The following is an 8031-nucleotide window of genomic DNA, read 5'->3' on the forward strand; positions in this document are numbered from 1 at the left end:
CCCCAGGAAATGTCTGGGATTTCGGACACCTGCCGAAGTTATGGCGCAGCAAGTCAGAGAGTTATATGCGGGTGTTGCACTTCAAACTTGAAACCGCCCAGTAATATGAATTTTTTATTCCATATTTATGACTTTTATCTTGCAATAATATTACAAAACTCCTACCAGACGGATTTCTATTTGATAACGTTATTGCAACGTATATGTCTTAAATTAAAAAACTAGTCTTTCGTACCCTGCTTGCAGCGTTTAGCCGGCCTAGCGTCGAAGGCGTGCCCAAAACCTTCACCCTACACCTGCGCGGGGGCGAACAACGAGTAGCCCTTGCCGCACCAGCCTTCCAATTGCGAGCGGGTGAATGCTTGGTACTCCGCGGTCCTTCTGGCGCCGGTAAGTCGACCCTGTTGCGCTGTATCTACGGCACCTACCGGGCCGATGGCGGTAGTATTCGCCTGCGTTACGCAGATACGATGACGGAAATCGTGGCGGCCGATCCGCGCCATATGCTAGACCTACGCAGCTGGCAGATGGCCTATGCCAGCCAATTCCTTCGCATCATTTCCCCGGTGCCGAGTATCGATCTCGTTGCCGAAGCCGCCCTTGCGCAAAGGGTGAAGGCAAACGCGGCCCTCGTGCTTGCCGTGATTCAACGTGCGAAACTTGCCGGGCGCGGCATCTTGGCGATTCTGCACGATCCGCAACAGATTGCGCGTGTTGCCGACCGCGAGATTTTTCTTTCTCCAGGAGAAAAGCCAGCATGAGTATCCGTGGATTTCGTAACGCCCGTTTGGTTCTTCCCGATGCCGTCGTGCTCGGCTCGCTCTTGCTGACGGAGGACGGAAATATCGCCGCAATCGACGAGGGACCCAGTCAAAGCGCCGAGCTACTGGACTGCGAAGGCGATTTTTTGCTGCCGGGCCTGGTGGATCTGCACACCGACAATCTCGAGCGCCAAGTCCAACCGCGCACCCAGGCGCGCTGGCCGTCGCGCTCTGCCTTTCTCGCCCACGATGCCCAATGCATTGCCGCCGGCATCACTACCGTTGCCGATGCCCTTTGCGTGGGCGACGCCGGCTTCGAAGCGCAACGCCTGCAGACCCTTCGCGATGCGCTGATCGATCAGCAGGCCTTGCAGGCCGCGGGTCTGCTGCGCGCCGAACACGTTCTCCACTTGCGCTGCGAATTGCCAGTGGCCAACCTTCCCGAATTGCTCGAGGAGTGCCTGGCGGCCGGGCCGGTACAGATGCTGAGTCTGATGGACAACACGCCGGGCGTAGGCCAACATACCAACCTCGAAAAATTTCGCTCGGGCCGGCGGGCCGAGGGTCTGAGCGAGGAAGAGCTGGAACAGCGTATTCAGGAATCCTTGGCGCGGCATCGAAGCTACAGCGCCCAGAATCGTGCCCACATTCTCACTCGCATGCGCGACAGTGGGCTGCCCATTGCCAGTCACGACGACGTTACCCCCGAGGAAATCGAACGCAATGCGCGCGACGGTATCCGCATCAGCGAGTTTCCGGTCACCCTGGCGGCTGCCCAACATGCCCGCGCCCTGGGAATGGCGACGGTGGCCGGGGCGCCAAATCTCGTGCGCGGTGGCTCGCACTCGGGCAATGTGGCGGTTGCTGACTTGGTGCGGGCGGGCGCGGTCACCGCGCTGGCCTCCGACTACTATCCCAGCGCCCTGCTCGAGGCCGCATTTTTGCTTGCCGAGCAGGAGTTGTGCGACTTGCCCGTAGCCGTTGCCATGGTCAGTGCGCATCCCGCCCAGCTCCTCGCCTTGGCAGACCGCGGAAGTTTGCGCCCCGGCCTGCGCGGCGATCTACTGCGAGTGCGCTACGCCGACAGCACGGTAACGCCGCACGGCGTGTGGCGGCTGGGAGAGCGGGTCGGATGAGCGCTATTCGCGTTGCCCTCTACTACCTGCCAGCGGCGGAAGACCCCCTCTGGGCGCTGGGCTCCGCTTGGCTTGGCTGGGATAGTCGCCGCGCCATATCCCTCCCTCGCCCCTATCCTGCGGTACCGGCAAGGCGTGCAGCGGGCTATGGCTTGCATGCCACCATCAAGGCGCCCATGCCCCTTGCTACCCCCCTGGATAGGCTCCAGGAGGCCGCTCGCTCATTTCTGCACGAGCAATCGCCCGCTACCTTGCCGCCGCTGCAACTCAGCCTCGACGACGGCTTTCTCAGTCTGCGCCTTGCCACGACAAGCCCTGCCTTACAAGCGCTGGCAGATGGCTGCGTGCTCGCCCTCGACCCCTTTCGGCTCCCCTACGAGCCGGCGGAACTGGCAGCACGGGATCGGCCCGACTACAGCCCGCGCCAACGCCAACAATTGGCCGATTGGGGCTATCCCCATGTCTTTGCCGACTTCGTCTTCCACATGACCTTGAGTGACCGGCTACCACCAGAAAACACTTGGCTGCGGGAGGCCCAAGCCTACTTTGGCCCGAGTCTCGCTCTGCCGCGTCGCCTCGACTCCCTAGCGCTCTTGGTACAGGAGGGACCAGATCAACCCTTTTTCTGCGTTGAAGAGATTGCCTTGGGCCTCACACCAAAATAGCGGGCGCGGCGAACCCGGGCAGAACACCAACTCAAACCCGCAAGGCGCCGGGTTTTTGATCCCAATCGAAGGCGCCCAAGAGATCGTAGGCGTTGCGATCGCGCTCGGTGAGGGGGGCCAGGCCAAAGCGCGTCTCAATGAATTTGAGGATACTGGCGGTGCTCGCCAGGTGATGGTCGACCAAACCCGAGCGCGCCCAAGGACTGATCAGCAGCGCCGGGATGCGGGTACCAAAGCCGTAATCATCCACCACCTTGGGCGGCAAAGAATCCCAGAATCCACCGCCTTCGTCGTAGGTAATGAAGATAGCCGTCTTTTCCCAGGCCGGTCCCTCGGCCACCGCGCGTACCAGGCGCTCTACCCAGTCCATACCCACTGCCGGCGCCGAGTCGGCAGGGTGTTCATCGTGGGCGGCACTCGCCTTCAAAAAGGAAACCCCGGGCAAGCGACCTTGGCGGGCGTCTTCCAAAAAGTCTTCAGCATCGCGCATATGCCCTGCGCGCACATACTCTGGCCAACGTGGGTAGTACTGAAAGGGATTGTGATGCGCCACATACAACTGGCTGGTATCGACTACCGCCGACCCATCGCCAGGACCAAAAGCGGTTTTCAGCGCCCAAGGTTTCACCCTGTTCCAATTTTCGTTGTACCAAGCCCAATCCACCTTGGCGGCACTGAGGCGATCACCAATGTTATCGTAAGTCTGCGCCGCCGGCGGCGGACTGATCTGCAGTACCTCTGGCTCGCCGGCATTGGTCGGACCCTGCACTGGCGGTAGATCATTGACCATTACGCGGCGATGGTCGTAAGGCAAATCGAAGAAGGCGTGCTGCAGCCCCGCTTCTTTCGGATCGAAGGGTGCGACATGGGCATCCGCCACCTGCGGATTCACGCAGGAGCGGCAGGCGGCCAAGTAGAGGGCATTGCCGGTACTCCCGCCGCTCATCGCTTGATAAAAATGGTCGAACAACACGTATTCGTGGGCCACACGATGATAGAAAGGCAAATCGGCGGCTTCGTAGTAGCCAATCACCGGGCCGCTTGGACGCGCCAACTCGAAGGCGATTTGGGCAGGACTCATCTTGCGGAATTCATCGCGGTGCAGATGCTGATGGGAGCTTCCCGCCAGTGCCACGAAAAGATCCATTTTGCCGTTATTGACCTCTGCCATCATGCGAAAAAAGCGATGCTTGGGATCCCAGCGCACATTGCCGTTGGCGGGAATATAGGGAGCGAGATGGAACGGCCGATTGGGCAGGGATGCCTGGGTAAAGCTCGGAATTTCGGTGGGCAAGGGGAGATTGGCGTAGGGAATACCCGCGGGATTTTTCTGCAGGTTAACAAAGCGCGAGTCGATTTGACCGTTTGCATTCAGAAGATTGACAACCTGCTGCCCGTTTTTGGGCTGAAAGGTTCCAAAATAGTGATCGAAGCTGCGATTCTCCTGAAAAATCACTACCACATGTTCGATGTTGTGGCGCAAGGCTTGGCTGGCACTGGCACCGGCGGCGCGCGTTACCCCGATCACATGCGGCGCGGCAATGGCAGCACCGGCACCTAGCCCCAACTGTTGCAAAAACGATCGACGACTCAGCTTACGCATATTACGCGCTCCCTACGGAAGGATATGGATATACTTGGCGCAATTGCCCTTGCGTCCGGTCATGAAGGCCTGCGGGCGAGGAAACTCTTGCAGGGCATTGGCGCGGATGGTAATCCACGCCTCGGTCAGGATCTTACCCTCACGGCCGTGCGGGGCATCCCTGCCGTTTTCGCAGCGCAACTCGAGCGACGATCCATCGGGCAGATGAAAAGCCTGGGTATACGCACGGATCAGGTCATTGCGATTGACCCATTGCCCGCGGTGATCGCGCACGTAGGCAGTAAAGCTGCTGGCATTGACGTCTCCCAGCAGGCGCAGCGCCGTTTGAAAGAAAGGATCCGCTTTTTCGCCAAAGCATGCCTCATGCTTGTAGTATTCATGGCGATCGAGACAGACCTTACGCATCGGCATATTTTCGCTCAGCGCTTCGCTCACGCTGGGCGATAGCTCCAGGGGGGGCAGCGAGCAGCTGTCGTGGGGCGCAGTGCTCTGATTCTGAAACCAGAAGCAGCCGTGTTCCCACCAGGTCTTGGGCTCCATACCGCTGGCGATGAGCTTTTGCGGACGGCTGGCCCAAAGCCCGTGGAGGCTCCATTGCTGGCTTGCTCGCGAACTTGGCGTCAGCCCCGCACAGGCGGGTTCCACCCGGGTCCACGCCGCGCAGACCCCGGGCTGCCAGAGCATGGCGAACGTGTAATGTTGAAACGCCATGCCCTCATCGGCCCAGGCAGCACCCGAGCCGAGCAGCAAAGAAACCAGGAGCACCAGGCTCCGCCACCAGTTATTTTGCATTCCTGCTCCCTCAAACCAGTACTACGAATTTGCCGAAAGATGCACCTCGACATCAAATTGCGTTGGTTTCTTCGGCATGTTTTTGGTGAACGGCGGATACGACCCCGCCTTGACCGCCGCCAAGGCGGCCCGATCGATGGCGCCCACTCCGCTCGACTGCGCCAATTTTGCCCAGACTAGGCTGCCCGAGGGAAGTAGCTCGAAGCTGATCACCGCCGTGCCGCTGAGATGCATCAAGCGCACCGCCTCGGGTACATGCGCCTGGGACTGCACCTGCGACCGCACCAGTGCAGCGTACCGAGCAATGGCCGCTTGCGCCAGGGCCGGGCTTGGCGCCGGCGGTGGTGGTGGCGGCGGTGTCACCGGCGGGGCTGGCGGTACCACCGGTGCCGTTGGCTGCGGCGCCTTGGCCATCAGCGGCTTGGGCGTTGGCGCATGGTGTACCACCGGATGCGGTATGGGATGCGGCACCGGCCGGGGAATCGGCTTGGGTACAGGCTTAGGCACTGGTTTCGGGTGCACCACCGGCTTTGGCGGTGGCGGCAGCGGTTTCGGCTTGGGCGGCTGCACCATGTGAATGGCGATGCGCTTCGGCTTGGGCGGCGGCGGTGGGCTCTTTTGGCTGCCCCACCAAATGAGGCCCGCCAAAAGTCCAAGCTCCAGCAACGCTCCAATCAACAAAGCGCGACCAAAATAGCCCCTTGGCTTGGGGGCCAAGGTACTGGGGGTGAGTGCGGTACTCATCTCAGGAAGCCTTTGCTGCCAAACCGATGTCGTTGGCGCCAGCCTTCTGGCAGGCATCCATGACGTTGATGAACTTCTGGTACGGCACGGCCTTGTCGGCAGCAATGGTCACCACCGTCTTCCCGGGATTACCGTCTTGGCGAATCAAATTCTCCAGACCTGCCAGGTCATAGTGATGATTCTTCACTACCACCGTACCGTCTTCCTGAATGTTGATGGTCATGTGCGGACGCGGCAATTGCTTGGCCTCGCTCGACTGCGGCAACTGGAGGTTGAGCCCCTGGTCAGGAATCATCTGAATCGTGATCATGATAAAAAAGACCAAGAGAAAGAGCATGATGTCGATCATCGGGATGATCTCCACCCGCCCCTTCCTGCGCTCGAAGTAGCGCCGCTCCATTAGCTCGCCCTCGCCATGGCCACCGGCTCCAGGGTCCGCTCACTGGGGTCGGAATCGGGATGCAGCATCGGCTGTCCATCCATCCGGTTGAGCAGCATGGTCTTCACCGAATCGAGCTGCAGCAGAATCATGCGCACCTGATTGTTGAAGGCATTGAAGGCCAGCAGACCCAGAATGGCAATAAAGAGACCCGAGGCGGTCGCGACCAAGGCGTCGGCCACACCACCGGTTACCTCCATGGGCGAGTGACCGGGGGCGGCCAGCACATGAAAGGCATGGAACATGCCGATGATGGTACCAAACAGGCCCAAAAGCGGCGCCAGGGTGATGATGGTGTCGAGCAGCCACAAGCGACGGTCGAGCTCCGGTGCCAAGGTGATGACGGCTTCCTCGAGGCGATTGGCCAGGGCCTCGCCCTTCACTTGTCCGGAATGGCTGGCGGCCATCCGCAGCAAGCTGGCCTCGGGCAGTCCCTTGGCGTTCTCTGCCAAGCGGTTGAGGGTGTCGCGATCGAGGCGACCATGATCGGCCAGATCGTGCACGATGGCGTCGCCGCGGGAGAGGGTGCGGCGCAGATACCAAAAGCGATCCACCATTACCGCCAGTTCGATAAGAAGCAGCAGCAGCAGGGCATACAAGATCCCGTCGGAGTAATTGGCCAGATGAATGAAATAAGCGATGTTCACGGGATAGATCTCCTGTTTTGCGAAGTCCGCACTCTAGCAAAAGAATGTGACAGTTTGATGAATGCTATATGACACTTTTATGACAGCCCGCTCGATTTGGCTGGACTGGCTTCACTGGTCGCTTCGGGCTTAGGAATGCTCAAGCGATAGCCAAAACCATGAACCGTTTGCAGCCAAGAGGAGGCACCGACCAATTCCAGCGTTTTCCGCAGGCGATGGATTTGTGCCGCCACCGTATTCTGCCGCACATGGCGGTTACTGATGGCAAGCTGCTGGGCGATTTCCGCCGTCGAAAAGGTATGCTCAGGCTGCTGGGCCAAATAATGAAAAAGCCGAAAGATCCGTTTGGTGAGCTGCACCTCCTCGCGGTACACAAAGACCCGACGACTTTCGGGATCGATGCGCAACACCCCAGGAATATCGATGGTCACTTGCTCCCAAAGATGTCCGTGGCGCAGCAGGGCGCCGGCCTGCGCGAGGATGAGATTCTCGCTACTTGGCGTGCCCACATAGACGTTCGCCCCAGCGTCCAGAGCACTCATGGCCGCCTCGTCGCCCTCTGGGCCGAGGGCCATCACTGCGGTATTGTCTTGTAAAAGGAGATCCTGACTTGCCAGCAACAGCTCCGACAACTCACGATTCCAGTTGGTAAAGATCAGTAGCTGCGGGTGCCAGTTTTGCAAGCTATCGCGCAAGGCGTCGTAGTCGTTGATGCACCGCGCCTGCGCTTTTTGTCGCCGCAAACGACGCTCCAAAGAGCTGCGCAAGGGATCGTCGCCATGCACCAAAACCCGCGCCTGATAGAGTGGGTTGACCTCTTCCCAGCGCGCCGCTGCCAACATGGTCAACGCGTCCTGCAGATGGAGAGCATGATGCAGGCTACCGGCCAGCAAGGCATAAATCATCGCAAACTCCTCTATTCGCTGCGGCAAATACTTTTTCTGTTAACCAAACTGTAACCTTTTTTTGTGACAGTAGTATGAATTTTTTGTGACACTTATGTGACAGTGCCAATCCTTTTTGCAGCGTTCCCTTGCGCGAGACAGCATCCCTTTTCTTTGCGTATACTCTGCCCACGCATTCGCCCCATGGTTCATACATGCCTGCATTTCACCAGGAAACCGAGCAGCGATCGCCTAGCTACAACTGTCGAGCGATTTTCATCTCCGACGTGCACCTCGGCAGCAAAGGTTGTCAGGCGGAGGCCTTGCTCGACTTTTTCCGCGCCTACCAGGCTGAGTATC

The 8031-nt window shown here is 59.4% G+C and carries 9 protein-coding genes; 3 read left to right on the top strand and 6 right to left on the bottom strand.

Translation table 11 applies throughout. The features are described from left to right. Window positions 1-272 precede the first annotated feature (272 nt). Genes RTI30_RS10975 through RTI30_RS10985 form a run of 3 tightly spaced genes read left to right on the top strand, consistent with a single transcriptional unit; the run spans window position 273 to window position 2562 of the window. On the top strand, window positions 273-761 hold the full coding sequence (locus RTI30_RS10975; protein ID WP_312263272.1) for an ATP-binding cassette domain-containing protein: 489 nt from the start codon (window positions 273-275) through the stop codon (window positions 759-761). Then, window positions 758-1897, top strand: coding sequence for an alpha-D-ribose 1-methylphosphonate 5-triphosphate diphosphatase (locus RTI30_RS10980; protein WP_312263273.1), 1140 nt, complete (start codon window positions 758-760; stop codon window positions 1895-1897). The genes RTI30_RS10975 and RTI30_RS10980 overlap by 4 nt, the downstream gene beginning before the upstream one ends. Further along, on the top strand, window positions 1894-2562 hold the full coding sequence (locus tag RTI30_RS10985) for a DUF1045 domain-containing protein (RefSeq protein ID WP_312263274.1): 669 nt from the start codon (window positions 1894-1896) through the stop codon (window positions 2560-2562). Before RTI30_RS10980 ends, RTI30_RS10985 begins: the two co-directional genes overlap by 4 nt. Window positions 2563-2593: 31 nt before the next feature. Here the strand turns inward: RTI30_RS10985 and RTI30_RS10990 are convergent, their stop codons facing one another. The 6 genes from RTI30_RS10990 to RTI30_RS11015 all read right to left on the bottom strand — a co-directional run bounded on the left by RTI30_RS10990 (window position 2594) and on the right by RTI30_RS11015 (window position 7692). Further along, entirely contained in the window at window positions 2594-4165 is a 1572-nt protein-coding gene (locus tag RTI30_RS10990) for an alkaline phosphatase family protein (RefSeq protein ID WP_312263275.1), read from the bottom strand. A 12-nt stretch (window positions 4166-4177) separates the two neighbouring features. Beyond that, the gene (locus tag RTI30_RS10995) at window positions 4178-4957 is read right to left on the bottom strand and encodes a ribonuclease T2 family protein (protein WP_312263276.1); all 780 of its coding nucleotides are present in this window, start codon (window positions 4955-4957) and stop codon (window positions 4178-4180) included. A gap of 21 nt (window positions 4958-4978) precedes the next feature. Next, on the bottom strand, window positions 4979-5701 hold the full coding sequence (locus tag RTI30_RS11000; protein ID WP_312263277.1) for an energy transducer TonB: 723 nt from the start codon (window positions 5699-5701) through the stop codon (window positions 4979-4981). A gap of 1 nt (window position 5702) precedes the next feature. Further along, window positions 5703-6101: a biopolymer transporter ExbD gene (locus tag RTI30_RS11005; RefSeq protein ID WP_312263278.1), complete on the bottom strand. Its 399-nt coding sequence runs from the start codon at window positions 6099-6101 to the stop codon at window positions 5703-5705. After that, on the bottom strand, window positions 6101-6787 hold the full coding sequence (locus tag RTI30_RS11010) for a MotA/TolQ/ExbB proton channel family protein (RefSeq protein ID WP_312263279.1): 687 nt from the start codon (window positions 6785-6787) through the stop codon (window positions 6101-6103). Before RTI30_RS11010 ends, RTI30_RS11005 begins: the two co-directional genes overlap by 1 nt. A 77-nt stretch (window positions 6788-6864) precedes the next feature. Next, on the bottom strand, window positions 6865-7692 hold the full coding sequence (locus RTI30_RS11015) for a response regulator transcription factor (RefSeq protein ID WP_312263280.1): 828 nt from the start codon (window positions 7690-7692) through the stop codon (window positions 6865-6867). Window positions 7693-8031: the final 339 nt, after the last annotated feature.

The organism is Candidatus Igneacidithiobacillus taiwanensis (assembly GCF_031962545.1).
Classification (GTDB): domain Bacteria; phylum Pseudomonadota; class Gammaproteobacteria; order Acidithiobacillales; family Acidithiobacillaceae; genus Igneacidithiobacillus; species Igneacidithiobacillus taiwanensis.